20 protein-coding genes are annotated in these 26,114 nt (G+C 60.5%); 14 read left to right on the top strand and 6 right to left on the bottom strand.

Annotated features, from left to right (window positions below):
- Positions 1-2 precede the first annotated feature (2 nt).
- Positions 3-440: a group II truncated hemoglobin gene (locus BVG12_RS14235; protein WP_075792961.1), complete on the top strand. Its 438-nt coding sequence runs from the start codon at positions 3-5 to the stop codon at positions 438-440.
- Between the two features lie 16 nt (positions 441-456).
- A complete protein-coding gene (locus BVG12_RS14230) occupies positions 457-1,782 on the top strand; it encodes a DNA recombination protein RmuC (RefSeq protein WP_075792960.1) in 1,326 nt (441 codons plus the stop codon).
- Between the two features lie 28 nt (positions 1,783-1,810).
- Here BVG12_RS14230 and moeA read toward each other — a convergent pair whose 3' ends face one another.
- From moeA to BVG12_RS14205, 5 genes are all read right to left on the bottom strand, one after another.
- Positions 1,811-3,682, bottom strand: a complete 1,872-nt coding sequence (gene moeA, locus BVG12_RS14225) for a molybdopterin molybdotransferase MoeA (protein ID WP_075792959.1) — start codon at positions 3,680-3,682, stop codon at positions 1,811-1,813.
- A gap of 4 nt (positions 3,683-3,686) precedes the next feature.
- Positions 3,687-4,805 carry a GTP 3',8-cyclase MoaA gene (gene moaA / locus BVG12_RS14220; protein ID WP_075792958.1) on the bottom strand — a complete coding sequence of 373 codons (1,119 nt, stop codon included), beginning with the start codon at positions 4,803-4,805 and terminating at the stop codon, positions 3,687-3,689.
- Complete coding sequence (gene chrA, locus BVG12_RS14215; protein ID WP_156895639.1) at positions 4,798-6,114, bottom strand: chromate efflux transporter; 1,317 nt, start codon at positions 6,112-6,114, stop codon at positions 4,798-4,800. The genes moaA and chrA overlap by 8 nt, the downstream gene beginning before the upstream one ends.
- A gap of 44 nt (positions 6,115-6,158) precedes the next feature.
- Positions 6,159-6,527 carry a VOC family protein gene (locus BVG12_RS14210; protein WP_075792957.1) on the bottom strand — a complete coding sequence of 123 codons (369 nt, stop codon included), beginning with the start codon at positions 6,525-6,527 and terminating at the stop codon, positions 6,159-6,161.
- Positions 6,528-6,806: 279 nt separating this feature from the next.
- Positions 6,807-9,986 (bottom strand): Rne/Rng family ribonuclease, encoded by a 3,180-nt coding sequence (locus BVG12_RS14205; RefSeq protein WP_075792956.1) that lies wholly within the window; start codon positions 9,984-9,986, stop codon positions 6,807-6,809.
- 894 nt (positions 9,987-10,880) lie between these two features.
- Here BVG12_RS14205 and BVG12_RS14200 point away from each other — a divergent pair.
- The 4 genes from BVG12_RS14200 to BVG12_RS14185 all read left to right on the top strand — a co-directional run bounded on the left by BVG12_RS14200 (position 10,881) and on the right by BVG12_RS14185 (position 14,070).
- Complete coding sequence (locus BVG12_RS14200; RefSeq protein ID WP_370662843.1) at positions 10,881-11,897, top strand: RluA family pseudouridine synthase; 1,017 nt, start codon at positions 10,881-10,883, stop codon at positions 11,895-11,897.
- Between the two features lie 100 nt (positions 11,898-11,997).
- Positions 11,998-12,657 (top strand): HAD-IIIA family hydrolase, encoded by a 660-nt coding sequence (locus BVG12_RS14195; RefSeq protein WP_075792954.1) that lies wholly within the window; start codon positions 11,998-12,000, stop codon positions 12,655-12,657.
- The gene (locus tag BVG12_RS14190; protein ID WP_075792953.1) at positions 12,654-13,052 is read left to right on the top strand and encodes a Rieske (2Fe-2S) protein; all 399 of its coding nucleotides are present in this window, start codon (positions 12,654-12,656) and stop codon (positions 13,050-13,052) included. Before BVG12_RS14195 ends, BVG12_RS14190 begins: the two co-directional genes overlap by 4 nt.
- A 16-nt stretch (positions 13,053-13,068) precedes the next feature.
- Positions 13,069-14,070 (top strand): S49 family peptidase, encoded by a 1,002-nt coding sequence (locus tag BVG12_RS14185; RefSeq protein WP_075792952.1) that lies wholly within the window; start codon positions 13,069-13,071, stop codon positions 14,068-14,070.
- Between the two features lie 224 nt (positions 14,071-14,294).
- Here BVG12_RS14185 and BVG12_RS14180 read toward each other — a convergent pair whose 3' ends face one another.
- Positions 14,295-14,798 carry a hypothetical protein gene (locus BVG12_RS14180; RefSeq protein WP_156895637.1) on the bottom strand — a complete coding sequence of 168 codons (504 nt, stop codon included), beginning with the start codon at positions 14,796-14,798 and terminating at the stop codon, positions 14,295-14,297.
- Between the two features lie 220 nt (positions 14,799-15,018).
- Between BVG12_RS14180 and BVG12_RS14175 the strand changes: the two genes are divergently transcribed.
- The 8 genes from BVG12_RS14175 (at position 15,019) to BVG12_RS14140 (ending at position 26,114) form a co-directional block, all read left to right on the top strand.
- On the top strand, positions 15,019-15,735 hold the full coding sequence (locus BVG12_RS14175; protein ID WP_075796368.1) for a pseudouridine synthase: 717 nt from the start codon (positions 15,019-15,021) through the stop codon (positions 15,733-15,735).
- Positions 15,736-17,028: 1,293 nt separating this feature from the next.
- Positions 17,029-18,942 (top strand): SLBB domain-containing protein, encoded by a 1,914-nt coding sequence (locus tag BVG12_RS14170; RefSeq protein ID WP_169926818.1) that lies wholly within the window; start codon positions 17,029-17,031, stop codon positions 18,940-18,942.
- 86 nt (positions 18,943-19,028) lie between these two features.
- Positions 19,029-20,237 carry a GumC family protein gene (locus BVG12_RS14165; RefSeq protein WP_075792949.1) on the top strand — a complete coding sequence of 403 codons (1,209 nt, stop codon included), beginning with the start codon at positions 19,029-19,031 and terminating at the stop codon, positions 20,235-20,237.
- Positions 20,238-20,303: 66 nt separating this feature from the next.
- Positions 20,304-21,314, top strand: a complete 1,011-nt coding sequence (gene pseB, locus BVG12_RS14160; RefSeq protein ID WP_075792948.1) for a UDP-N-acetylglucosamine 4,6-dehydratase (inverting) — start codon at positions 20,304-20,306, stop codon at positions 21,312-21,314.
- 5 nt (positions 21,315-21,319) lie between these two features.
- Positions 21,320-22,477 (top strand): UDP-4-amino-4,6-dideoxy-N-acetyl-beta-L-altrosamine transaminase, encoded by a 1,158-nt coding sequence (pseC, locus tag BVG12_RS14155; protein ID WP_075796367.1) that lies wholly within the window; start codon positions 21,320-21,322, stop codon positions 22,475-22,477.
- Positions 22,474-23,118, top strand: coding sequence for a cytidylyltransferase domain-containing protein (locus BVG12_RS14150; RefSeq protein WP_156895636.1), 645 nt, complete (start codon positions 22,474-22,476; stop codon positions 23,116-23,118). Before pseC ends, BVG12_RS14150 begins: the two co-directional genes overlap by 4 nt.
- 8 nt (positions 23,119-23,126) lie before the next feature.
- A complete protein-coding gene (locus tag BVG12_RS14145; RefSeq protein ID WP_083685046.1) occupies positions 23,127-24,083 on the top strand; it encodes an aldo/keto reductase in 957 nt (318 codons plus the stop codon).
- 3 nt (positions 24,084-24,086) lie between these two features.
- Positions 24,087-26,114 (top strand): aminotransferase class III-fold pyridoxal phosphate-dependent enzyme, encoded by a 2,028-nt coding sequence (locus BVG12_RS14140; protein WP_075792945.1) that lies wholly within the window; start codon positions 24,087-24,089, stop codon positions 26,112-26,114.

The following is a 26,114-nucleotide window of genomic DNA, read 5'->3' as shown; positions in this document are numbered from 1 at the left end:
GAATGTCCGATACCCATGCACCCCAAGATTCCCAGGACGCGCAGGAACCGCAGGAAGAGACCCGCAGCCTGTACGAGATCATCGGCGGCGAAACCCGCCTGCGCGAACTGGTCGACCGTTTCTACGACCTGATGCAACTGGAGCCGGATTTCGCCGGCATCCACGCGATGCACCCCGTCCCCAACGACAGCTCGCGCGACAAGCTGTTCATGTTCCTGTCCGGCTGGATGGGCGGGCCGAACCTCTTCATCGAACGCTACGGCCATCCGATGCTGCGCGCGCGTCACTTGCCGTTCGCGATCGGCACGTCCGAGCGCGACCAGTGGCTGCGCTGCATGGCGATGGCGCTGGAAGATCTCGGCTACGACTACGACCTGCGCCTCGCGCTGATGCAATCCTTTTATCAGACGGCGGACTGGATGCGGAATCGACCACACTGAGCGCGCACTGACACAGATGTCGACCCTCGAATTCATCGTGCTTGCGGTGGCGCTGCTGGCCGTGCTCGGCCTGCAGGTCGTCCTGTTGACGCGTGCGCGGCGTGGCGGCGACGAGCGCCACGCCTTCGAACGCCTGGAGCGCGAGCTGCGCCAGGAATTGCAGAACAGCGCACAGTCCACGCGCCAGGAACTGGCCGCGCACCTCGCGCAAAACCAGGCCGCCACCGTGCAGCAGCTGGACGGCATGCGCCATCAGATCCAGTTGAATTCCCAGGGCGGCCGCGAGGAACAGGCGCGCGCGCTCAAGCGTTTTTCCGACACCTTGAACGGCGCGCTGGCGAACCTGACGGAATCGAACGCGCAGCGCATGCTGGAGATCCGCGCGACGCTCGAGACGAAGATCCGCGACCTGCAGAGCGATAACGCCAAGCGTCTCGAGGAGATGCGCCAGACCGTCGACGAAAAGCTGCACGCGACGCTGGAGACGCGGCTGACGGAATCGTTCCGCCAGGTGTCCGACCGCCTGGAAAAGGTGCACCAGGGCCTGGGCGAGATGCAGCAGCTGGCCGTGGGCGTGGGCGATTTGAAGCGCGTGCTCGTCAACGTGAAGACGCGCGGCACGTGGGGCGAAGTGCAGCTCGAGATGCTGCTCGAGCAGGTGCTCACCGTCGACCAGTATGCCAAGAACGTCGAGACGGTACGCGGCTCGAACGCGCGGGTGGAATTCGCGATCAAGCTGCCGGGCGTCGTCGACGGCGGTCCTCCGCTGTGGCTGCCCATCGACGCCAAGTTCCCGAAAGAGCAGTACGAACGCCTGTTGGAAGCGGCCGACCAGGGCGATGCCGACGGCGTCGCGCGCGCGGGCGCGGAGCTGGAACGCGCCGTGCGCGGCGAGGCGAAAACCATCTGCGACAAATACCTCGCGCCGCCGGCGACGACGGATTTCGCCATCCTGTTCCTGCCCACCGAGGGCCTGTACGCCGAAGTGATGCGCCGCCCCGGTCTGGCCGACGAGCTGCAGCGCACGTTGCGCGTGACGATCGCGGGGCCGTCGACATTGGCGGCGCTGCTCAACAGCCTGCAGATGGGCTTCCGCACGCTGGCGCTGGAAAAGCGCTCGTCCGAAGTGTGGCAGGTGCTGGGCGCCGTGAAGACCGAGTTCGGCAAGTTCGGCGACGTGCTGGCGCAGACCAAGCTGACCTTGGAACGCGCCGCGAAGAACATCGAAAGCGCCGAGGTGCGCAGCCGCCAGATGGCGCGCAAGCTCAAGTCGGTGGAGGCGTTGCCGAGCGAGGCGGCGCAGTTGATGTTGGGTGCGTCGAACGTCGATGGCGACGATTGAATGCGGCGTGCCTACCGCATTCAATCGTTCAAATCAAACCCTCGAATAATAAAACGTCGACCATGTCGCCGGCCTGCACGGTTCCCTGCTCATCATGCAGCACCACCATGCAATTCGCCTCCGACATCGAGCGCAGAATGCCCGACCCCTGCGATCCCGTGATCGTGACGGTCGGCTGGCCGTCCGCGTCGCGCTCGAGCAAGCCGCGCTGGTATTCCGTGCGGCCCGGCTTCTTGCGGATCGTGGCGTTCGATCGCGCGCGCATCAGGGCCAAGGGCGCATCGGCCCCCATCATGCGCAGCAGCGCGTCGCGCGCGAAGAAGTAGAACGACACCATCACCGCCACCGGATTGCCCGGCAGCCCGAACAACAAGGCGCTGCGGCCGTTCGAGTGGATGCGGCCGAAGGCCAGCGGGCGGCCCGGGCGCATGCCGATCTTCCAGAACGTGACGTCGCCCAGCCGCGCCATGATCTGCTTCGTGTAATCGGCCGCGCCGACCGAGACGCCGCCCGACGTGATGATGGCGTCGGCGTTCTCGCACGCGTCGCGCAAGGCCTGTTCCAGCGCCCGCGGATCGTCGCGCATCACGCCCATGTCGATCAGGTCGCAACCCAGGCGCTGCAGCATGCCGTAGATCGTGTAGCGGTTGCTGTCGTAGACGCAACCCTCGTCCAGCGGCTGGCCGATCGAGCGCAGTTCGTCGCCGGTCGAGAAGAACGCCACGCGCAGGCGGCGTTGCACGGGCACTTCCGCCACGCCCAGCGACGCGAGCAGTCCGAGGTCGGCCGGCCGCACGATCTTCCCGGCGCGGAGGGCCGCGCTGCCGGCCTTGAGGTCTTCGCCGGCCAGGCGGCGGTTGTCGCCCGCGCGGATGGTGCCCGGCGCGATGATCATCGTGTCGTCCTCGACGCTGACGAATTCCTGCGGCACGACGCTGTCGCAGCCGGCGGGCATCACGGCACCCGTCATGATGCGCACGCATTCGCCCGGTTGCGGCGCGCCGCCGAAGGGGCGGCCGGCGTACGCCGTGCCGATCACGCGCAGGCGCGCAGGCGCGTCCGCCGGCAGGTCGGCGCCGCGCAGCGCGTAGCCGTCCATCGCCGAGTTGTCGTGGGACGGCACGTCGATCGGCGAGGTGATGTCGGCCGCGAGCACGCGGCCCAGCGCGGCGCGCAACGCCACCATCTCCGTCGCGCGCACGGGCGTGACGAATTCGCGGATGATGCGTTGGGCGTCGCGCACGGGCAGGGCGTCCGGATCGTACGCGGACAAACAGCTGACGACGTCGGCCAGCCGCGGCGCGGACGGCTTCGTGTCGAGCTGGCGCAGCTCGTCCAGCGTGTTGATGTTGCGGAAGGCGTCGGCATCGTCGAACACGACCTCGGCCACCTTGATCTGCGGGTACCAGCCATCCATGCGCCGCCCGCCGCCGTCCAGGTAGGCCGACAGCACCGGTTCCAGGCTGGCTTTCAGCAGGCAGAACACGGGATGGACCTGGCGCCGGCCGTCTTCCTCGGTGACGGCGACGGCGAGGTCGGCGTCGTTCGCGCGCAGCCCGCCCTCCAGGCGTTCGGCCAGGTCGGCCGGCAGGAACGGCGAATCGCACGGCGCCGTGAGCAGATACGTGGTCGCGCAGCGGCGCAGCCCCGCCTGCAGGCCCGCAAGCGGGCCCGCGTAGTCCGGCGTGTCGTCCGGCCAGACGGGCACGCCATAGGCCGCGTAGGCGTCCAGGTTGCGATTGGCGTTGATGGCGACCGTCGCGACCTGCGGTTCGAGGCGCGCCAGCACATGCGCCGCCATCGTGGTGCCGCCGAACGGCTGCAGGCCCTTGTCGACGTGGCCCATGCGCGTGCCGCGGCCGCCGGCGAGGATCAGGCCGCTGATGGATTCCTTGCTCATATGGTTATCCGCCGATGTAGGACATTTCGATTTTCTTGTCGCTCGCCGCCCGCGGCGACAGGCCCGCCGTGTTGACGGTGCGCGTCTCGGAATAGCGGTCGTCGCGCGCGCGCCAGAGCCGGGCGATGGCCGTCTGCATCTCCTCGTCCGTGCGTCCCGCCCGCAGCAGCTCGCGCAGGTCGTGGCCGCGCGTGGCGAACAGGCACGTGTACAGCTTGCCCTCGGTGGACAGGCGGATGCGCGAACAGTCGCGGCAGAAGGCTTGCGTCACGCTGGAGATCATGCCGACTTCGCCCGTGCCGTCGACATAGCGCCAGCGTTCGGCCGTCTCGCCCGCGTAATTGGCGCTGACCGGTTCGAGCGGCATCTCGGCCGCGATGCGCCGCACGACCTCGCGCGACGGGACGACTTCCGCCATGTTCCAGCCGTTCGACGCGCCCACGTCCATGTATTCGATGAAGCGCAGGATCGCCGGCGTGCCCTTGAAGTGGCGCGCCATCGGCAGGATCTGGTCGTCGTTCATGCCGCCCTTGACGACCATGTTGACCTTGATGGGACCGAGGCCGGCGGCATGCGCGGCGTCGATGCCTTCCAACACGTCGGAGACGGCGAAGTCGACGTCGTTCATGCGCTTGAACACGGCGTCGTCGATGGCGTCCAGCGAGACCGTCACGCGGTCGAGGCCAGCATCCTTCAGCGTCTGCGCCTTGCGCGCCAGCAGCGAGCCGTTGGTGGTGAGCGTGAGGTCGAGCGGGCGGCTGGACGGCGTCTCGATGGCACGCAGCTGTTCGATCAGGCGCTCCAGGTTCTTGCGCAGCAGCGGTTCGCCGCCGGTCAGGCGGATCTTTTCGACGCCGTGGGCGACGAACAACCGCGCCACGCGCGCGATCTCTTCGAAGTTCAGCAGGGCCGCATGGGGCAGGTAAGCGTAGTCCTTGTCGAAGACTTCCTTCGGCATGCAGTACACGCAGCGGAAGTTGCAGCGGTCCGTGACCGAGATGCGCAGGTCGTGCAGGGGACGCCCGAGGGCGTCGGCGAGCAGGCCGTTCGGTGTCTCCAGCGTGTCGGGGACGGCCAGCGCGGGCGCGCGCGCGTCGGCCATCATGATGATTTTTTCAGCCATGCCAATAAGATAGCAGAAGGCCGGCCAGGGCGCAGGCAAGGATGGTCTTGATGGTCCCCGTTCTGTAGCGCAATAACGCCACCGCGGCCGCCGCGCCGATGGCGATCGCGTCGGGACGCGGCGCGCCGTGCACGAAAAAGACGTGGGCACCGAAGAACACGACCAGGCTCGCGATGACGCCGACGGCGGCCGCCGAGATCGCGGTGAGCGGCGCCGTCAGCCGCACGTCGCCGCGCGTGGACTCGACGAACGGCCCGCCCGCCAGGATGAACACGAACGACGGCAGGAACGTGAACGCCGTCGCCACGCAGGCCGCCGCCGCACCGGCCAGGAAGCGCGCGCCGGGGCCGAACAGCGTGTGGGTCCAGCCGCCCACGAAGCCGACGAAGGCGACGATCATGAGCAACGGACCCGGCGTCGTTTCGCCCAGCGCGAGGCCGTCGATCATCTGGGCCGCGTCGAGCCAGTGAAAGTGCTCCACGGCCTGCTGCACGACGTAGGGCAGCACGGCATAGGCGCCGCCGAACGTCATCAGCGCCATCTTGCCGAAGAATGCGGCCATGCGCGGCAGTTCGCCGTCCGGGCCACAGGCGAATGCGAGCGCGCCCCAGCCCGCACATCCGATGGCGCAGCCGGCGATGCCGACCGTGGCCAGGCGGCGCCAGCTGAAGCGGGCGTGGGCCGGCGTCGGGGTCGCGTCGTCGATCAGTGCCGGCGGGTGAGGCGATCCGTCCGGCGTGGCCGCGTGGGTGCCGTTCACTTCGAACAGCGCCGGCCGCAGCCGCGCGCCGATCATCCCGACCAGCGCCGCGCCCAGCACGACCAGCGGAAACGGCACGCCGAGCACGTCGATGGCGATGAAGGCGGCCAGCGCGACGCTGTTCAAGAGGCCATTTCTCAATGTGCGGCTGCCGATGCGCCACGCCGCCGCCAGCACGATGGCGACGACGGCCGGCTTGATGCCGTCCATGATGCCGGCGATGGCGGGCAGGTGGCCCCACGCCATGTAGATCCACGACAGCGCGATCAGGACCAGCAGCGACGGCAGCACGAACAACACACCGGCCGCGATCCCGCCCGGCACGCGGTGCAGCAGCCAGCCGATGTAGATCGCGAGCTGCGTCGCTTCCGGTCCCGGCAGCAGCATGCAGTAATTCAGCGCGTGCAGGAAACGCCGCTCGGAAATCCAGCGCCGGCGTTCGACGAGCTCGGCATGCATCATGGCGATCTGTCCAGCCGGGCCGCCGAAGCTGATGAACCCCAATTTGAGCCAGTAGCGCAGGGCGTTGCGGAAGGGCAGGTCGGACAAGGCGGATGAGCAGGACGTTGATCGGGTTGCTCATCTTACACGCATCAAACGGATGAGCGATGGCTCACTTCCACGAGCACCCCGCCCGGCGCGTGCACATAGAACAGCGTCGCGCCGCGCTGGAACGAGACGGGCGGCAGATCCGGCACGCCTGCCGCCTGCAGCCGCGCGTGGAGCGCATGCACGGCCGCTTCGGACTCGACGAGGAAGCCGATGTGGAACGTGTCCGGAAAGTCCTGGGCCTCGGCGCCGCGGCGCCGCGTGAGGACGAGCGCGAACCCGCCCGTGCCCAGGAGCAGGGCGAAACCGTTGTTGCCGCGCGTCTCGCACAGGCGGAAGCCGAAATGGGTCGTGAAGAAGGCGGCGGTGGCCGCGACGTCGGGGACGGGAAGGTCGAGATGGTTGAGTTGCATGGCATGCTCCGATGAGTGGGCTCGCTCGGGACGATTGCCAAGATCAGGCACGCGCGAACGAACCCGTTGGGCGCAAGGGCGCCGGACGGTTCGTCGCGGGTACTCATGCGCGAACGCATGGAACAGAACTTCGCGGCTCGCTGAGCGCGAAGGGATCGGGCTTACCAAAAACGATCCTGCCTTTTTCGACGCTGTCATTTTAGCAAAGAAAAAAAGGAAGCCGGGGGCTTCCTTTTTGGGAGCCGAAGCTCCCCTTTTCACGTCGAGACGTCGCCGTGCTTACTGACGCGTATCCACCTGGATCAGCGGCTCGTTGACCGGCGGCGGCGCCGGCTTGCGCGTGCGGCGCGGACGGACCGGCTGTTCCACCTGCGCGGCCGCTTCCTGGGCGGCGCGCAGCTTTTCCGGATCCGTCGACGCCAGCGTCAGGCCGGCTTTCTCCAGCAGTTCGTTCAGGTTGGCGGCGGCAACCGGTGCCGGTGCAGCGGCGACCGGCGCTGGCGCGACGGCGGCTTGCTCAGCCTCGACCGGAGCCGGAACCGGAGCGGGAGCCGGCACCGGCACTTCGGCCGGCTGTGCGGCGGCATCCTGCTCGGCCTTGTGCGCCACGGCGGCGGTGACCGACTCGGTGGTCGGGAACGGCCACGGCGTCTGGGCGGCCGCGCCTGCCTCGACGGCCGGCTCGGCTTGCACGGCCGTCTCGGCCGGCGCCGCTGCACGGGCAGCCTCGAGCCGCTCCTGCTCGGCCTTCGCCTGCTCAGCCTGGACACGGGCGGCTTCCGCCTGCTCGGCCGCAGCCTGTTCGGCGGCGGCTTTCACAGCGGCGGCCTTGACCGATTCCGTGGTCGGGAACGGCCACGGGCCCAGTGCAACAGCCTTGGCGGGTTTCGCCTCAGGTCGGTCGCCGTCGCGATTGACCTTCGCAGCTTTCGCTTCTGCCTGGACCTTGGCCGCTTCCTCGTCGGCCACCGGCGCGAAGGCCGGGGCGGCCTCGCCCTCGATGGCCTCGTGCTCGGCGCCCTCGATCTGGTCGCGGTCGCGGCGGTTGCGGTTGCGTCCGCCACGACGGCGACGGCGGCGCGGTTCGTCGCCCTGCGCGTCCGTCTCGAATTCATCGGCGTTCGGGCCGGCGGTCGCCGCCTCGGCGGTCGTCACCGGCGTCGACGTCACCGGCTTGAGCGCCTCGGGGATCTCCGGCTCGCCGGCCAGCGTGATGGCCGCCTGGGCCGCCACGGCCTGGGCCGCGTTCAGCTCTTCGCTCTTGGCTTCGGCGACCGGTGCGCGCTCGGCGCGTTCGGTGCGTTCACCGGCCTCGCGCGGCTGGCGCGGCTGGCGCGGTGCGCGTTCCGGACGCTCGCCGCGCTCCGGACGTTCGCCACGTTCCGCGCGTTCGCCGCGCGGGGCTTGCGGCTGGGCGTCGGCGGTGACGGCCGCCTGCTCGCGCGGCTCGCGGGCTTCGCGCGGTTGACGCGGCTGGCGCGGCGGACGTGCCGGCTTGCCTTCGGTCTCGACCGGCTTGGCGCCTTCCTCGGCGCCTGCGGATTTCAGTTCGCGGTCTTCGCGCTCGGCGCGGTTTTTACCGGTGCCGGCGCCGTTGCGGCCGCCGCGGGCATTGCGCTGGCCGCGGCCATTGCGCTCGCCGCGCTCGCCGGCAACCGGAGTTGCTTCAGCGGGCTTGGGCGGTGCGACCGGCGCGGGCGGCGGTGCGATCGGGACTGGACGGCCGAAGAAGAAGTTGCGCAACTTGGCGAAGAAACCTTCCGCCGCAGGCGGTGCGACCGGAACAGCGGCGGCCAAGGCGGGCGCCGGTGCCTCGACCGGCTTGGCCGGCTGGCGGTCGACCATCGGTGCCGGCTGGGCCGGGGTGATGGTCTTGACGACGGCTTCCTGGCGCGGCTTGGCTTCTTCCTTCTGGCGCTTGGCGTAGGCCATGTCCGTGTCGGCCGACTCGGCCAGCGTGTAGCTGGCGCCGGTGTCGTCCAGGCGCGGATCGTCGTGCTTGATGCGCTCGAGCTTGTAGTGAGGGGTTTCCAGGTGCTTGTTCGGGATCAGGATGACCGCGATGCGGTGGCGTGTCTCGATCTTGAGCACTTCGCCGCGCTTTTCGTTCAGCAGGAACGCGGCGACGTCGACCGGGACCTGGACGTGGATCGCGGCCGAGTTCTCCTTCATCGCTTCTTCCTGGATGATGCGCAGCACCTGCAGGGCGGACGATTCCGTGTCGCGGATGTGGCCGGTGCCCGAGCAGCGCGGGCACGTCACGTGCGAGCCTTCCGACAGCGACGGACGCAGGCGCTGGCGCGACAATTCCATCAGGCCGAAGCGCGAGATCTTGCCCATCTGGACGCGTGCACGGTCATGGTGCAAGGCATCCTTCAGGCGCTGTTCGACTTCGCGCTGGTTCTTGGCGACTTCCATGTCGATGAAGTCGATGACGATCAAGCCGCCCAGGTCGCGCAGGCGCAGCTGGCGGGCCACTTCGTCGGCCGCTTCGCAGTTGGTGTTGAAGGCGGTGGTCTCGATGTCCGAACCGCGGGTGGCGCGGGCCGAGTTGACGTCGATGGAGACGAGGGCTTCCGTGTGGTCGATCACGATCGCGCCGCCGGACGGCAGCGGGACGGTACGCGAATACGCGGTTTCGATCTGGTGTTCGATCTGGAAACGGGAGAACAGCGGCACGTCGTCCGTGTAGCGCTTCACGCGGTGCGCCATGTCGGGCATCACGTGGCTCATGAACTGCTGGGCCTGGTCGAAGATTTCGTCCGTGTCGATCAGGACTTCGCCGATGTCAGGCTGGAAATAGTCGCGGATGGCGCGGATGACCAGCGAGGACTCTTGATAGATCAGGAACGGACCCGGGGCCGACTTGCCGGCGCCTTCGATCGCGCGCCACAGTTGCATCAGGTAATTCAAGTCCCACTGGAGTTCTTCGACCGTGCGGCCGATGCCGGCGGTGCGGGCGATGACGGACATGCCCTGCGGCAGGTCCAGCTTGTCCATCGTCTCGCGCAATTCCTGGCGTTCTTCGCCTTCGACGCGGCGCGACACGCCGCCGCCGCGCGGATTGTTCGGCATCAGGACCAGGTAGCGGCCGGCCAGCGAGATGAACGAGGTCAGGGCCGCGCCCTTGTTGCCGCGCTCTTCCTTCTCCACCTGGACCATGATTTCCTGGCCTTCGCGCAGGGCTTCCTTGATCGTGCAGTTACGGACGTCGACGCCGTCGCGGAAATAGGAGCGGGCAACTTCTTTGAAGGGGAGGAAGCCGTGGCGTTCTTCGCCATAGCTGACGAAGCAGGCTTCGAGGGAGGGTTCGATGCGGGTGATGACGCCTTTGTAGATATTTGATTTGCGCTGTTCACGACCAGCGGTCTCGATATCGATGTCGATCAGTTTCTGGCCGTCGACAATCGCTACGCGCAGCTCCTCTTGCTGCGTAGCGTTAAACAACATACGTTTCATTTTTATGAACTCCGCGACCCGTGGGCCGTTTCATGCCGTCTTATACAGAGCGGCGAAAGTACAGGGATGTACGCGGGAAGGGAGTGTTGGCGGTGGTATGCCCGCGGCGTGACACGGCTTTGCCGGCCACAGGGCGCAGTGGCGTCGAACGTAATTGCCGCGCGCACGAACGTCTTGCTCGGCCCGGGCGGCCCGATCGGGGCGGCGCAGGGCAGGCAAGCGGTGCGACGCAGCCAGACTTTCAGTCGGCATGCATACCGGCCGGCGAATCAGGCGAATATCAGCCTTGATTCCAGAGCGCGATAGCTGCCTGTGGAACCCCGGAACAGCCGGGCAATGCGATGCTGCCAGGGCGCGATCCGGACCTTGAAGATGGCGGTGCGCGCCGCGCACCTGCATGACCTTCCCGGATCACTGTCTCCAACAACACTACTACCGCTCACGACGGCTTCGAGGTTCTAACTTCAGGTCGGGCGAAACGGCAAGCGTTATCGACACCATCACCCGGCGAGCCGACCCTGGGGCCGGCTTGCCGGTACTTATCCTTAAAATTCCAAACAATCCAATCCTGCATCCTGTGCGGCTACCCGATTGCAACTGCGGTGCAACCCAGGTTCGCACAGGAATGTGCGTACACGTCTAGAAATCCCGTGAAATCCGCCGCTGCGCTTTCGCATTGTCGCTGCGATGCCGCGACAATGCTGCCGCTTGCGCCGGTTTCGGGATTCCTTTTTTTTTCCATCGAATTTGCATTTTGGCGGGGCCGATGGAGACGCCCCTGTGTAAAATATCGTTTTAATTCTTACACCAGCAGAGGTTTGACCGCCGCCTGTCGATTATATATTCAAAATGAAGGACTTAGAGAGAATTTCTGGGAAGACAGAGCGAATGACCATGCAAAACGATGTTGTTCCCCCTTCATCACAGACAGATAGCCGCCCCCCTGCCACTGCTCAGTTTGTCACAATCACCGAGGAAGAAGCGGGCCAGCGCATCGATAATTACCTGCTGCGCGTCTGCAAGGGTGTTCCCAAAAGCCACATTTACCGCATCCTTCGCTCCGGCGAAGTGCGTGTGAACAAGGGGCGTATCGATCAGTTATACCGCCTGGCGACGGGCGACATCGTCCGTATCCCGCCCGTGCGCATGGCCGAGCGGCCCGCTGGCGCCGCCACCGTTCCCGGCGCAGAGTTTGCCATCGTGCACGAGGACACCCACCTGCTCGTGATCGACAAGCCGGCCGGTGTGGCCGTGCACGGCGGATCGGGCGTGTCGTACGGCGTTATCGAACAATTGCGCGCTGCACGGCCGGACGCGAAATTCCTGGAACTGGTGCACCGCCTGGACCGCGAAACGTCCGGGTTGCTGTTGCTCGCAAAGAAACGTTCCGCGTTGACGAGCTTGCACGAGCAAATGCGCGACGGTAAGACCGACAAGCGCTACCTGACCATGGTCGCGGGCGACTGGCGCAATCCGCGCCAGCACGTGAAGTTGCCGCTGCATAAATACACGACGCCCGACGGCGAACGCCGCGTCGTCGTGCAGGCCGGCGGCCAGGAATCGCACACCGTGTTCAATCTGGTGCGCAAGTGGCAGGACTACGCGCTGCTCGAGGCGGAACTCAAGACGGGCCGCACGCACCAGATCCGCGTGCACCTGGCGTCGAGTGGCTTTCCTATCCTCGGTGACGAGAAATACGGCGATTTTGCACTCAACAAGCAGCTTCAGAAGGCAACGGACGCGCGCGGCGCATTGCGTCGCATGTTCCTGCACGCCTACCAGATCACGTTCCAGCATCCGGAGACGGGCAAGCCGTTGACCCTCAAGGCCCCGTTGCCGGCGGAATGCGAGCGTTTCTTGGTAAGCTTGGGGCCAGCGCAGGAACTTAAGACACGCACCACCAATCGATAACGCGCCAACCGGAACCCGGTCCCGCCAGCGGCAGATCCTGCCGGCGGTCCGGTTTTTTGCAGGCGGAAATGAGGAGCCGGCGCCACGAGCGCCGGGAGACATGGCAAGAAAGCAATTCGATCTGATTGTCTTCGACTGGGACGGCACGCTGATGGACAGCACCGCCACCATCGTCAAATGTATACAGTCCGCAGCCAAGGACCTGGGCCTGGCCGTACCGAGCGATGCCGCGGCCTCGCATGTGATCGGTCTTGGCCTGGGCGAAGCCATGCAAGCGGTCATGCCGAATATTGACCCGGCCATGTATCCGCGCATGGTCGAGCGCTATCGCTACCACTTCCTGACGAAGGACCATGAGCTCGTCCTGTTCCAGGGCGTGCGGACAATGCTGGATGAGCTGTCTCAGCAGGGCTATTTCCTGGCGGTTGCGACAGGCAAAAGCCGGGTCGGTTTGAACCGCGCTCTGAACGCGGCGGGCCTGCTTTCCCTGTTCGACGCAACCCGTTGCGCGGACGAGACATTTTCCAAACCGCACCCTGCAATGTTGCAAGAATTGACAAGGGAACTCGGCCAGGACATGCGACGTACCGTTATGATCGGCGACACGACGCATGACTTGCTTATGGCAAACAATGCCGGCGCCTCCGGCATCGCCGTCGAGTATGGCGCCCATCCGGTCCAGCAATTGCAGGCATGTCATCCCGTCTTCACGGCGAAGAACGTGCCGGAGCTGCACCAATGGCTGGTCGAGAACGCATGAGCGGCACCGAAGACGTCTATATCTGCGAAGCGGCCACCGTCGAAGAGGGCGGCAAGGGCATCCGGTTCCCGGTGCGTGCATTCGGCGAGGATGCGACCGGCTTCGTCGTGCGTTTTCGCGGCAAGATCTACGCTTACCTGAACCGCTGCGCCCACGTACCCATCGAACTGGACTGGTTCAAGGGCGAGTTTTTCGAGTCCGGCAAGCTTTACCTGATGTGCTCGACACATGGCGCCATCTACGCACCGGAAAGCGGCATCTGCGCGGGTGGACCTTGCCGCGGCGGCAAGCTGCGGCCGATCGTCGTGCGCGAAGCCGACAACCGCATTTACTGGCAGCCGGACCAGCACATCCGTCCGACGGGTCCCGGCCTGACCGACAGCCACACGGGGTAATCATCACCAGGTATTTATGAGCGACAACACCAGGAACGACAATCCGAACGACAACCGAACGGCCGCTCCGGCGACCTTCAGCAATTGGGAACGCGAGACCCTGGAGCGTCTCGTGTTCGCGACCGTGCGTGAACAGCGCGCCGCCCGCCGCTGGGGCATCTTCTTCAAACTATCCTTTCTTTTGCTCGCATTTTTCGCGATCTGGGCTTATTTCGATTTCAACTTCGGTAGTTCGGACATTGAGGCGCTGGGCCGCCACACCGCCTTGATCGAGATCGACGGCGCCATCGAGGACGAAGGCAGCGGCGCTGCCGACACCGTGATCCCGTCGCTGAACAAGGCGTTTTCCGACCCGGGCTCGGCAGCCGTTGTCCTGCGCATCAACAGTCCGGGCGGCAGCCCGGTGCAGGCCGGCATCATCGTCGATGAGATCCAGCGTCTCAAGAAGGGCTATCCGAACAAGCCCCTGTACGTGGTCGTGGACGAGATCTGCGCATCGGGCGGCTATTACATCGCCGCGGCGGCCGACAAGATTTATGTCAACAAGGCGAGTATCGTCGGGTCTGTCGGTGTATTGATGGACGGCTTCGGCTTCACTGGCCTGATGGACAAGCTCGGCATTGAGCGCCGGCTGCTGACGGCCGGTGAGAACAAGGGCTTCCTCGATCCGTTCAGTCCGCAGTCCGACAAGCAGAAGCAGCATGCGCTCGAAATGCTCAATGAGATCCACGAGCAATTCATCGCCGTCGTGCGCGCCGGCCGCGGCAAGCGCCTCAAGGAAAACCCGGAAATTTTCTCCGGCCTCTACTGGACTGGCGCAAAGGCGGTCGAGATGGGGCTGGCGGATGGCTTCGGCACCGTGGACACGGTCGCGCGCGAGGTCGTGAAGGCGGAAGACATCATCGATTACACGGCACACGAAGGTTTGCCGGAACGGGTGCTGAAGAAATTTGGCGCGTCGGTCGGCGCCGGTGCGGTCCATTCGATGTATCGGGGTGCCGTACCCAGCTTGCGCTGAGCACGGGCATTGAACAACTGATCAGTCTCAATATTTGGCTTGAAACTTACGGGCGGTAGTCTATAGTTGGTGTGTAGCTGTTTCGGCGCGAACGTCACGCAAACCAGCCTGTTCTTGACGTTGCCGGATCCGCTTCAGACCCGCATCCGTGCGGTTTCGAGAGAATTCAATTCCTCAAGCTGGAGTCCCAATCGGGAAGGAAACGACGGCCTACGCCGTCGTTTTCATTTTTGGCGCTCGCTGCCGGGGGTGTCTGGAAACGATTTCATGTCAGGAAAATGCGATGCCATGTCCGACGCAGTCTGACGATGCCGGGTGTCGCCGCCGTCTTCGCGTACCGCCCCGTTTGCTGCCGACGCGTCCGTTGTCCGGGAGACCGACCGCGGACCGCCATGCACGACGACCTTCTTGCTGAGCAAAGTGTTCTTGTCGCCTTGTTGTGCTGCCTCGGCGATAACGCTATCAAGACAACCCGGCTCAGGCTCATGAAAGCCGCCGGACTCGAGCCAGGCCTGGAAACGGCGTTGTGCCTGCTCGTACCACGCGGCGCGCATCGGTAACTGGTGTTCGAAACAATGTACATGAGGGATGTCACCACCGCGCGTCCAGCGCGCCAGCGCAAGCCGGGTTGGGAAGGTTGCGGCATATTCTTGGGCCACCTTCGTCCCGCTGCTTTTGGCTGCGAACGAAGACGGGGTGCTGTGGTTCTGTTTTTTTTCGATCTGCACTTTTGCCTCGTGGTTGGGGTTTTCGATCTGATGTGCCAGATGGTGCGGCCCACCTTTAGTCCTACACGCAGTAACTGTAGGTCGATTCCTAATCAGGTTTCAGTGTATCAACGGGACACAGTCAATTCTTGAGATGTGTCAAACGAGTTCTTGCTTCGAGTTGAAACCGCCGGATTGCTGAACTTTGACGCTTGCAATCCTTCTGCTACAGTCTCGCCCCATGAGTAAACTATCCCTCGACCGCGTTCTCCAATCGCAAGGCTTTGGTACGCGCAAGTATTGCCGGGCCTTGATCGAGGACGGCGACGTCACGATCAACGGCGAAGTCCACGACAATTACAAGACCTTGGTGGAGACGAACGGTCTCGTGCTGACCGTCTTCGACGAAGAATGGACATATCGCGAGCACGTCTATATCGCCTTAAACAAACCGTCCAACTTCGAGTGTTCGCGCAAGCCCAGTCACCATCCCGGCGTCCTCACCTTGCTTCCGGAGCAGTTCACGTGGCGTGACGTCCAACCTGTCGGACGGCTCGATCACGATACGACAGGCCTGCTGCTGATGTCGGACGACGGCCCCTTCATTCACGCGCAGTCTTCACCCAAGCGCCATATTCCCAAGGTCTACCAGGCCACGACCCAGGACCCTGTCACCCAGGCGCTCGTGGACCAGTTGCTGGCCGGCGTGCAATTGCACGACGAGCCTGCGCCGCTGGCGGTCCAGTCGTGCGTGCAGCGGGGCGATCATCAACTGGAGATCGCGCTGGAGCAGGGGAAATATCACCAGGTTAAGCGCATGCTGGCTGCGGCCGGCAACCATTGCGCGGCCTTGCATCGCTCGCAAATCGGCGGACTGACGCTCGACTCGTTGGGTCTGCACGAAGGGGAGTGGTGTTATCTGGAGCAGGAGCAACTGGATCTGCTGGTGCCGGGCTGAATTCAGCAGGTTTTGGTATCCCGGCTTTCTTAGTCTCGGTCTGGTACGCCAATCGAATGGTCAGATGTGGACGTTGTCGGCAGCTGGAGCCGGTCTATGCGCAGGGGCGGGCTCGAGCGGTGACGGTGGAGCCGTGCCGGAACGCGTGTGGAAGGCATCAAGGAAGCTGCCGCTGATGACAGTTGCGACATCGTCGACTAGATGGGCGCGGTGACCTCGTGTTACCTATCGGATAACCGCGCCGGAAGTGCTGCACTGCATACACCTTGATAGCAGAGCATCGACTCCGGTGCTTAAATCACGGATAGGCCGATTCACCGCAAGTCCAGCGTTGCTCATCAGTAGACCATCAAGCGGAAAATTGCAGGGTTATAAAAGGTAGCACGGCAAAATTTAGCGCGATCTCGTTTTCAGAGCTTGCATATCGCGTTTTTTTGTTGTCAAAACCAATATAATGAAATGCACATGGCGTTATTTCTTGCATAATAACTTTTTCATTAATTCTATCAAAAAATCACGCCTCAAATGCCTTCTGGCAATATCATGAACAGCGCATCCATCGTCTCTTGAGTGTCGTCACGAGCGTCCAAAGTTGGGTTTCACCTGCGTTGTGTATGTACTGGAGTCTCGAGCTACCCAACGTGTTGTGGCGGCATATACCCAACAAAAGATTCCTAACCTTGGTGCTATCAGGTAGAATGGTGGGCTAACTTAGGCATATAGAGTCGGTCTCTTAGGTGTGCGTTCCAGTCCATCTGGGTCTCTCTGCGGGTTCTCAATACTTCGTTGCTTTCCTTGATACTTTAAGTGCTTCGGTTTTTCTGAGGGCGAAGAGTACCCTATGCGGCGGAAGTGCCGATATGGAACAAGTATCTCCAGTTATTGCTGCCTAATTGACAACGGATGCCGGCCGATCTGAGCTGCATCGCTGTTAAATGAATAATCCGGTTGCAAAATCCTGGCGTATCCGAAATGCAGAATCATCTCGGTTTTGCATATTTTTAGTGCCACGTTTTATCTCCGGGCGGTATTGAGAGCTGTAAAGAAAGCCTGAGTTGTGAGTTTTTTGCTGAGATGCGAAGAGTAACCCAAGGATATTTTGCTCCTAAAGTTTGGCGACAGATTTTTGTTCGTCGGTCGGATATCCCTCAGTCCTATCCGATGTGTCATCGAGTGCAGTTTGGTTCCGCTATAAATGTTTTATAGCTTATGCAGTTCATTACAGGTGCGCCTCAAAGCAATATTTAGATTGATGCGTGCGTAGTTGCGATGGTGTCCCAGGTAAAGAAGAGAATGGAAAAGCGAAATTTCGTCAACTCCTTGAAAACCCTGCTGGTAATAGGTTGTTTGGGCTTCGGCCAGATGTGCTCAGCACAAGCGATGGGGCAGGATCAATCTGCAGTTGGTGCCGCACTGCAACCTCTGCCGGCAAATAATTCAAGCTTGCCGGTGATTGCCTCCCCGCGAAACTCTAACGCCGGTACATCGCGCGACGCTGTTTCAAGGCAGCCCGCACCAATTCTTACCCGTCCGGCCAAGTCGGCTCCTTCTGAAAAAGGGGCTTTCGAGGTTTATGCAACGGCCGTCACCGGGAAGAACCTGACGATTTTTGGCGCCGGATTATTTGCGGATGTGCCGACTACGTTCGCGCCACTTGACTCGGCACCTGTCAATCCTGACTATACGATCGGTACCGGTGACGAATTGCAGATTCGTGGTTGGGGCATGATGGATATGGATGTGACGGTCACGGTCGATCGACGCGGCGCCATCAATATTCCACGCGTTGGGAGCGTAAACGTTGCGGGTGTCAAATATCGCGATCTGCAGGCCTACCTGACCAATGCGGTCTCGAAGGTATTCAAGAATTTTGAACTCACGGTGAGTATCGCGCAGTCGCGTGCCGTGCAGATCTACGTGGCCGGCCACGCAGCGCGTCCCGGGACTTATACCTTGAGCGCGATGAGTACACTTTTGAATGCGTTATTTGCATCTGGCGGGCCGGATCCGTCGGGCACCATGCGAAACATTCAATTGAAACGTGGAAATCAGGTGGTCACCACGCTCGACCTGTATGACATGCTGGTCAACGGCGACAAGAGCAAGGATGTGCCGCTGCGTGACGGCGATCTGATTTATATCCCTGAAGTGGGTCCGCTTGTTGCTCTGACCGGGGATGTAAAGCAACCGGCGATCTTCGAATTGAAGGGTCAATCGTCCTTGGCCGACGTCGTGCGCTGGGCCGGCGGATTCGATTCGAGTGCTGAAGGCAAGCCGATTGTCGTTGAGCGAAGTGTTAACAACGGCTACCAAACTGTGGCCGAGCTGTCAGCTGATAACCAGGCGTTGGCACAGAGACTCGCTCCAATCCCAGTACGTCCGGCCGACATCCTGCGTGTGTTTTCCCCAGGCGCCGTACCGGTTCAGATTCAAATCCAACGCGAATATGTCAAAGTCTCCGGTGAAGTCAAGCAATCCGGTGTGTTCGAGCTTCGCAAAGGCGAGACGCTGCGCGAACTGATCGCACGCCTCGGCGGCCCGACTGAAAATGGATATTTATTCGCCACCCGTCTGGTGCGCGAATCGGTACGGCGTTCCCAGCAGATCAAGTTGAACGAGGCTGCCGACCGCTTCGAGCATGATCTGGATAACGCGGCTGCGGAGCGGCTGGCGCACACTTCTGATCAGAGTAACGTCGCGGCCGTCAACGCTGAAATCGAACGTCAGCGCCGGGTTGCGCAACGCATGAGGCAAGTGAAAGCAGAGGGCAGGATCGTTCTCGAACTGGCCGACAGTAATGCGCAAGTGAAGGATTTACCTGATTTGCCATTGCAGGATGGGGATACCGTCTACATTCCACGCAAACCGGGCACGGTCGAGGTTGTTGGCGCTGTTTATCAGGCCAATTCGATCGTGTATCGTCCTCGTCGCACGGTTAGCGACTACCTTGCGCTTGCAGGCGGCTATACAAATTCTGCCGACAAGGATGAAACATACGTGATTCGGGCCGACGGTACTGCCAAGAGCAATCACAGCTCAGGCTGGTTTTCTAGTGGCTTGGGTGGCGACATTGTCAATCCTGGCGATACTGTCATCGTGCCGGAAAAGATCGAACACGGCTCCTGGATCCAGTCGTTCAAGGAATGGACCACGATCTTTTATCAGTTCGGACTCGGCGCGGCTGGCTTGAAGGTGTTGAAAGGCTGATCGTAATCGCCCTTCGTAATCGCCACTTCAACTGGCGCACGTGGCAACCCTAGATCCTGAGAGTAATGATGTCTGAGCAAGTAGGTATGAAAGCAAGGCAAGATCAATCGCAACACGAAGAGGAGGATATTCATATCCTCGATCTTCTTGTTGTCATTGCTAAATATAAGAAATCAATTATTGGCACCACCCTGGTTGCCGCGGCCTTGGTTGCCGGTATCAGCATGGCGATGCCAAATATCTATACCGCCTCGGCAAAAATTCTCCCACCTCAGCAGTCCCAGTCGGCCGCAACCATGATACTTGGGCAATTGGGATCATTGGGTGGCTTGGCAGGCAATTCTCTCGGGATTAAGAATCCCGCCGACATCTATGTTGGAATGCTCGGTAGTCGTACTGTCGGCGATCGCTTGATCAAGAGGTTCGAGCTCGACCGGGTTTATGAAACCACATTCCACAGCGATACCCTTAAAGTGTTGGCCGGCGTTAGTACTTTCGCTGCGGGAAAAGACGGCTTGATAAGCATTGACGTCGACGACACTGATCCAAAGCGTGCCGCCGGCCTTGCTAATGGATATGTGGAAGAGCTACAGCGACTGATGTCTGAGCTTGCGTTGAGCGACGCAGCGCAGCGGCGGGTTTTCTTCGAACAGCAATTGAAGCAGGCGAAACTCAACCTCGCGGAATCGGAGGTGGCGCTTAAAAAAGTTCAGGAGAAAACTGGATTGATCCGGCCGGAAGGTCAGGCTGAGGTCCTTATTGTCGCAGCAGCAAACTTGCGAGCTCAAATTGCGGCAAAGGAAGTTCAACTCGGCGCCATGCGCACCTTTGCCACCGGAAATAACCCTGAATATATACGCTTGCAGGAAGAACTTAATGGGCTGCGCGCTCAGTTGAGCAAAGCCGAGACGGGCGTTAACGCAGGTAAAGGCGATATTGGTGTGGCAACGAGCCGCATGCCGGAAGTCGGTCTTGAGTATGTTCGAAAGTTGCGAGACGTAAAATACAACGAGGCAATTTTCGAAGTTTTGGCGAAGCAGTTTGAAATCGCTAAGCTTGACGAGGCTAAAGACCGGGGCGTACTTCAGATATTGGATAAAGCCGTCGAGCCCGATCGCAAGAGCAAGCCCAAACGTACCATCATGGTCTTTTTGGGCGCGCTGATTGCCGGATTTATTGCGGTGTGCAGGGCGTTTTACAAGGAATGGAAGGATGGGGTCGCGAGTCGCGTCGGCTCGCAGGAGCATCAGCGCCTGATGGACTTGCGCAAGAATCTGCGTTGGAAAAGCCGCTGATCCGTTTGTCGCGAAAGAATCCTTGCACTCTGAACTTCGAAGATTTTAATTTTTTGGAATACATTTATGTTGAACGATAAGTCGATCCTGATTACCGGTGGTACCGGATCTTTTGGCAAAGCGTTTGTGCGCACGGTGCTTCAGCGTTACCCCGACATCAAGCGTCTGGTTATTTTTTCCCGCGACGAACTGAAACAGTTCGAAATGGCACAGGAATTCCCGGAAAGCAAATATAAAGGTATCCGTTACTTTATCGGAGACGTGCGCGACGAGGCACGCCTGCGTCGCGCACTCGAGGGTATCGACGTCGTCGTTCACGCTGCGGCTTTGAAACAGGTGCCGGCGGCTGAATACAATCCTTTCGAATGCATCAAGACGAACGTCCTGGGCGCGCAAAATTTGATCGAAGCCTGCTTGGACAGCAATGTGCACCGTGTCGTGGCGTTGTCGACCGACAAGGCCGCCGCACCCATCAATCTGTACGGCGCCACCAAGCTGTGCTCGGACAAATTGTTCGTTGCCGCTAATAATATCAAGGGACATCGCGATATTCGTTTCAGCGTGGTGCGTTATGGGAACGTAATGGGTAGCCGCGGTTCCGTTATCCCGTTTTTCCTGGAGCGCCGTGCTACCGGTGTATTGCCGATCACGGACGAGGCGATGACTCGTTTCAACATCAGTCTGCAGGAGGGCGTGGACATGGTGTTGTGGTCGCTGGAACATGCCTGGGGTGGCGAAGTATTGGTTCCGAAGATCCCGTCGTATCGTGTCGTCGACGTGGCGGAAGCGGTCGGCCCCGAATGTGAGCGTCCGATTATCGGCGTGCGTCCTGGTGAAAAAATTCACGAGGAAATGATCACTGCCAGCGACAGTTTTAACACGGTAGATATTGGCAAGTATTATGCAATTCTTCCGATGAGCGGTGCATATACGTTGCAGCAATACTGTGCCGATATGGGCGGCAAGGCGGTGCCACCCGGCTTCAGCTATGACAGCGGCACGAACGAGCACTTTTTGAGCGTCCCGGATTTGCGGCAGTTAATCAAGGATCACGTCGATCCGAACCATAGCATCTGATGAGCATGATTCCCTACGGTCGACAGGATATTTCTGAGTCGGATATCGAGGCTGTTGTCTCGGTATTGCGGTCGGACTTCCTTACCCAGGGCCCGGCGGTACCGGCCTTTGAACGGAGTGTGGCCGAATATTGTTCCGCAAAGCACGCGCTGGCGGTGAATAGCGCCACGAGTGCCCTGCATATTGCCTGCCTCGCACTCGGCGTAGGACCGGGCGATATCGTCTGGACGACGCCGATCACTTTCGTTGCCAGTGCGAATTGTGCTCGTTATTGCGGCGCCGAGGTGGATTTCGTCGATATTAATCCACGTACTTACAATATGGATGTCGACTGCTTGGCGAGCAAACTGGCCGAAGCGGCACGTGTCGGGAAGTTGCCGAAGGTAGTCATTCCCGTGCACCTGTGCGGCCAACCCTGCGACATGGCGGCAATTCATGCGCTCGGTCAGCAATATGGATTTGGCATCATTGAAGATGCGTCGCATGCAATCGGGGGGCGTTACCTTGGCGAACCGGTGGGCAACTGCCGCTACAGCGATATCACGGTATTCAGCTTTCATCCAGTAAAAATTGTGACCACCGCAGAAGGCGGCATGGCCGTGACCAATGATGCCGACCTTGCGGCAAAAATGGCACTCTACCGCAGCCACGGCATTACGCGCGACGAGGCACAGATGACGCATGCGGCCGACGGGCCCTGGTACTATCAGCAGATTGAGTTGGGCTTCAACTACCGGATGACGGACTTGCAGGCAGCGCTAGGTGTGAGCCAGATGCATCGGTTGGACGAATTCGTCGCGGCGCGTCATGCGCTAGCGCGCCGGTACGACCGCTTATTAGCTGACTTACCGGTAACGCTTCCCTACCAATTACCCGACACGTACTCGGGGCTGCATCTGTACGTCATCCGCCTTCAATTAAACGCGCTCAAACATACTCATCGGGAAGTGTTTGACGCGTTACGTGCGCGCGGCATCGGCGTAAACCTCCATTATATTCCAGTACACACGCAGCCTTATTACCGCAAATTGGGATTCAGGGGCGATGAGTTTCCGCAGGCGCAACAATATTATGCCGAAGCCATCAGTCTGCCCATGTATTCGGGTTTGGATTTCAGCAATCAGGACCGCGTGATTGATGCTCTTGCGGAGATGCTTCGTTGAAAGTAGTTGTGATTGTTCAGGCGCGAATGGGTTCACGGCGTCTGACAGGTAAGGCCCTGATGCCTGTGGCAGGCAGGCCTATGCTTGGGCATTTGATTGATCGCCTCCGTCAGGTGCATCGTGCCGATGGGATTGTAGTTGCGACTTCGGCGGCCCCTGACGATGACGCTATTGTAAGTTTTTGTGAATCACAGGCAGTCGCTGTCTTTCGCGGAAGTGAAGAGGATGTTCTGTCGCGATATGCAGCTGCGGCCAAATACACCTGTGCGGACGTCGTGGTGCGTGTGACGGCGGATTGTCCACTCATTGACCCCGCCATCGTGGACCGTGTTATCGGTACATATTTAACGTCCCGAGATTTGCAATTTGTCAGCAATACGATCGAGCGTACGTATCCGCGAGGTATGGATGTCGAGGTATTTTCGCGAGCGATCCTCGAGGAAGCGCAACGCTGCGCGGTTGACCCCTATGACCGTGAGCACGTAACGCCCTTTATTCGGCGTGCTCTCGAAGGCTCTCCGCTCGTCTGCAACGTTGCTGGCGATCAGCCATTGAATAAGTATCGCATCACTGTCGACTACCCATCAGATTACGAAAACGTCAAGGCCCTTGTTGAAAGTGGTTTGTCTGACTTTCTTTAAACACGTTGATGCAACGTATCTACGAACTGCGTCTTGAATCACGCATGATCGATTGGCAAAGATCCGCAGACGCTACACTGCTCGGCCGTTGTGGGCTGGGGGCAGCCCAGTTCGGCATGAATTATGGCCGCTTCAACGTAGATGGCAAACCGTCGGATGTAGAGCTGGCAAAAATCCTTGAGCAAGCTCGCGATTTTGGATTGTCGTGTATTGATACTGCCCACTTATACGGCGATTCGGAAATGGCGCTGGGAGCTTGTGGTGAGCGCCTTCAGACGTTCGAAATCATCACGAAAACCCCTCGTTTTTCCGATGCTGCGATCACTGAGCACGATGCGCGGACACTACGCTCGGCGTTTGAGCAGTCACTGCGCCTTTTGCGTACGCCAAGCTTGCACGGATTGCTGATCCACCACGCTCCGAATTTGCTGGCCCCTGGCGGTGAGCGTCTTTACGAAGAAATGCTTAAGCTTAAAGACGAAGGACGAGTCGCCCACATCGGTGTGTCTGTCTACAGTGGCGAAATTGCCGAGCAAATCCATGTGAAGTTTCCGATGGATCTGGTGCAACTGCCAATGAACGTGCTCGATCAGCGGCCACTGACGTCCGGCGCCCTGGCTCGATTGGCTGCCGCCGGTGTCAGGATTCACGTACGCTCATCATTTCTTCAGGGCCTGTTATTGGCCGATCCGCTAAATTTGAATTCGTATTTTGATCAGGTCAAGCCAGTACTCGATCAATTTCATTCGATCGCAGGTACGGCCGGGATCAGTGCGGCCCATGCGGCACTGCACTTCCTGTTAGGTATTCCCGAAATCGACCGAGTGATCGTTGGTGTTGAATCGGTGGCCCAACTTCAACAATTGTTTGCGTCTTTCCCACCTGTCCCGCGCATCGATTTCGCTCAATTTGCTATCGATGACCCCGCAATACTGAATCCGGCTTTGTGGCCGAAACACAATTAAGACATGAAAATTGTTGCTATTGTTCAAGCTCGCATGGGCTCGACGCGTCTGCCGAACAAGGTCATGAAGCTCATTGGCGACAAGCCAATGATCGAATTGCTGCTCGGGCGTCTTGCGGGCGCTGTCGAGGTTGATGAAATTGTAGTCGCGACGTCGGAAGATCCGCGTAATTTGCCACTGGCACAACATGTTCGTGCGCTGGGCTACCGCTGCATACAGGGCAGTGAGAACGATGTATTGCACCGCTTTTTATGTGCAGCAGAGCAGGTCGAAGCGGATGTGATCGTACGCATTACGGGAGATTGCCCCTTGGTCGATCCAGCACTGGTGGATGAGGCGATACGTCGTTTCAAACAGGCTCAAGTCGACTATTTCAGCAACGTTGCGCCGCCCACTTTTCCTGACGGGCTCGATATCGAAGTGTTTAAATATGCCGCGCTTGCCCGCGCCGCACGTGAGACTGACAAACCATTCGATCGCGAGCATGTGACTCCCTATCTACGCGAGCAAACATGCTTCAGCAAGGGATGCATGGTAAATGACGAGGACTTGTCAGCGCTGCGCTGGACTGTTGACGAACCTGCTGATCTGGAGGTAATCCGCAAGGTATTTGCACACTTTTCGTACCGAACCGACATAACCTGGCAACAAGTCCTGAAATTACGTCAAACTCATCCGGAATTGTTTGAAGCTAACCAGCAAATAATTAGAAATGAAGGAGCTAGCATGAGCGCCGGCCAAAAACTGTGGAAACGTGCTAAACAAGTAATTCCGGGCGGCAATATGTTGCTGTCAAAACGTGCAGAAATGTTCTTGCCGGAGCAGTGGCCTGCATATTTCAGCAAGAGCAAGGGGTGCAAAGTCTGGGACCTCGATGGCAAGGAGTACACCGACATGTCCATCATGGGCATCGGCACGAACACCCTTGGTTACGGTCACCCGGAAGTCGATGCAGCGGTACAGCAAGTTGTTGCCGATGGCAATATGTCTACTTTCAACTGCCCAGAAGAGGTTTATCTTGCTGAAAAGCTGATCGAACTCCACCCCTGGGCCGACATGGTGCGCTTGGCCCGGTCGGGGGGCGAGGCCAACGCGATCGCAATCCGGATCGCACGAGCAGCCTCAGGTCGCGATAAGGTTGCTGTGTGCGGCTATCATGGTTGGCATGACTGGTACCTGTCGGCCAACCTGGGCGACGACCAGAACCTGGCCGGCCACCTGCTTCCGGGCCTAGATCCAGCCGGCGTGCCGCAGAACTTGCGCGGCACGGTGTTCCCATTTAATTACAATAACTACGCCGAGCTGGAAGCGTTGGTTAATACCCACGACATTGGTGTTATCAAAATGGAGGTCGTGCGGAATAAAGGGCCCGAAGACAACTTCCTTCAAAAAGTGCGTAAACTTGCTACCGAACGCAAAATCGTACTGATCTTCGACGAATGTACGTCGGGCTTCCGTCAGGCGTTCGGCGGCCTGCATAAGCTGTACGGCGTCGAGCCGGATATGGCCATGTTCGGCAAAGCGCTGGGCAACGGGTATGCAATCACCGCAACGATCGGCCGTAGGGAAGTCATGGAGGCGGCGCAGTCCACCTTCATCAGTAGCACGTTCTGGACGGAGCGGATCGGCCCGGCCGCCGCACTCCGTACGCTCGACGTGATGGAGCGGACCAAGTCCTGGGAGACGATTACCAATACCGGCTTGCAGATCCGCGAAAAATGGCAGCAATTGGCCGACAAGAACGGCTTGAAGATCGACCATTGGGGCCTGCCCGCGCTCACCGGATTCTCGTTCCAAAGCGAGAACGCCCTTGCATACAAGACATTAATCACTCAGGAAATGCTGGCTAAGGGTTACCTGGCAGGTAATAGCGTTTACGTAAGCACTGCCCATACGCCCGATGTGGTCGAGCGCTTCTTTGCCGAGCTGGATCCGATCTTCGGCTTGATCAAAGAATGCGAAGAGGGGCGCGATGTGATGAGCCTGCTCAAGGGCCCGGTTTGCCACGCGGGTTTCAAGCGTCTGAACTGA

The sequence above is a fragment of the Massilia putida genome, from assembly GCF_001941825.1.
GTDB classification, from domain to species: Bacteria; Pseudomonadota; Gammaproteobacteria; order Burkholderiales; family Burkholderiaceae_D; genus Telluria; species Telluria putida.
The sequence above is the reverse complement of the archived record's forward strand: the minus strand, read 5'-3'. Positions and strand labels throughout refer to the sequence as shown.

Bases quoted from the DNA above. Each gene is read 5' to 3' on its own strand.
- BVG12_RS14140 (WP_075792945.1), top strand. From the start codon at position 24,087: ATGAAAATTGTTGCTATTGTTCAAGCTCGCATGGGCTCGACGCGTCTG.
- BVG12_RS14185 (WP_075792952.1), top strand. From the start codon at position 13,069: ATGAGCGACAACACCAGGAACGACAATCCGAACGACAACCGAACGGCC.
- BVG12_RS14235 (WP_075792961.1), top strand. From the start codon at position 3: ATGTCCGATACCCATGCACCCCAAGATTCCCAGGACGCGCAGGAACCG.
- pseB (WP_075792948.1), top strand. From the start codon at position 20,304: ATGTTGAACGATAAGTCGATCCTGATTACCGGTGGTACCGGATCTTTT.
- pseC (WP_075796367.1), top strand. From the start codon at position 21,320: ATGATTCCCTACGGTCGACAGGATATTTCTGAGTCGGATATCGAGGCT.
- BVG12_RS14175 (WP_075796368.1), top strand. From the start codon at position 15,019: ATGAGTAAACTATCCCTCGACCGCGTTCTCCAATCGCAAGGCTTTGGT.
- BVG12_RS14170 (WP_169926818.1), top strand. From the start codon at position 17,029: ATGGAAAAGCGAAATTTCGTCAACTCCTTGAAAACCCTGCTGGTAATA.
- moeA (WP_075792959.1), bottom strand. From the start codon at position 3,682: ATGAGCAAGGAATCCATCAGCGGCCTGATCCTCGCCGGCGGCCGCGGC.
- BVG12_RS14165 (WP_075792949.1), top strand. From the start codon at position 19,029: ATGAAAGCAAGGCAAGATCAATCGCAACACGAAGAGGAGGATATTCAT.
- BVG12_RS14145 (WP_083685046.1), top strand. From the start codon at position 23,127: ATGCAACGTATCTACGAACTGCGTCTTGAATCACGCATGATCGATTGG.
- BVG12_RS14230 (WP_075792960.1), top strand. From the start codon at position 457: ATGTCGACCCTCGAATTCATCGTGCTTGCGGTGGCGCTGCTGGCCGTG.
- BVG12_RS14190 (WP_075792953.1), top strand. From the start codon at position 12,654: ATGAGCGGCACCGAAGACGTCTATATCTGCGAAGCGGCCACCGTCGAA.
- BVG12_RS14210 (WP_075792957.1), bottom strand. From the start codon at position 6,527: ATGCAACTCAACCATCTCGACCTTCCCGTCCCCGACGTCGCGGCCACC.
- BVG12_RS14205 (WP_075792956.1), bottom strand. From the start codon at position 9,986: ATGAAACGTATGTTGTTTAACGCTACGCAGCAAGAGGAGCTGCGCGTA.
- BVG12_RS14200 (WP_370662843.1), top strand. From the start codon at position 10,881: ATGCAAAACGATGTTGTTCCCCCTTCATCACAGACAGATAGCCGCCCC.
- moaA (WP_075792958.1), bottom strand. From the start codon at position 4,805: ATGGCTGAAAAAATCATCATGATGGCCGACGCGCGCGCGCCCGCGCTG.
- BVG12_RS14195 (WP_075792954.1), top strand. From the start codon at position 11,998: ATGGCAAGAAAGCAATTCGATCTGATTGTCTTCGACTGGGACGGCACG.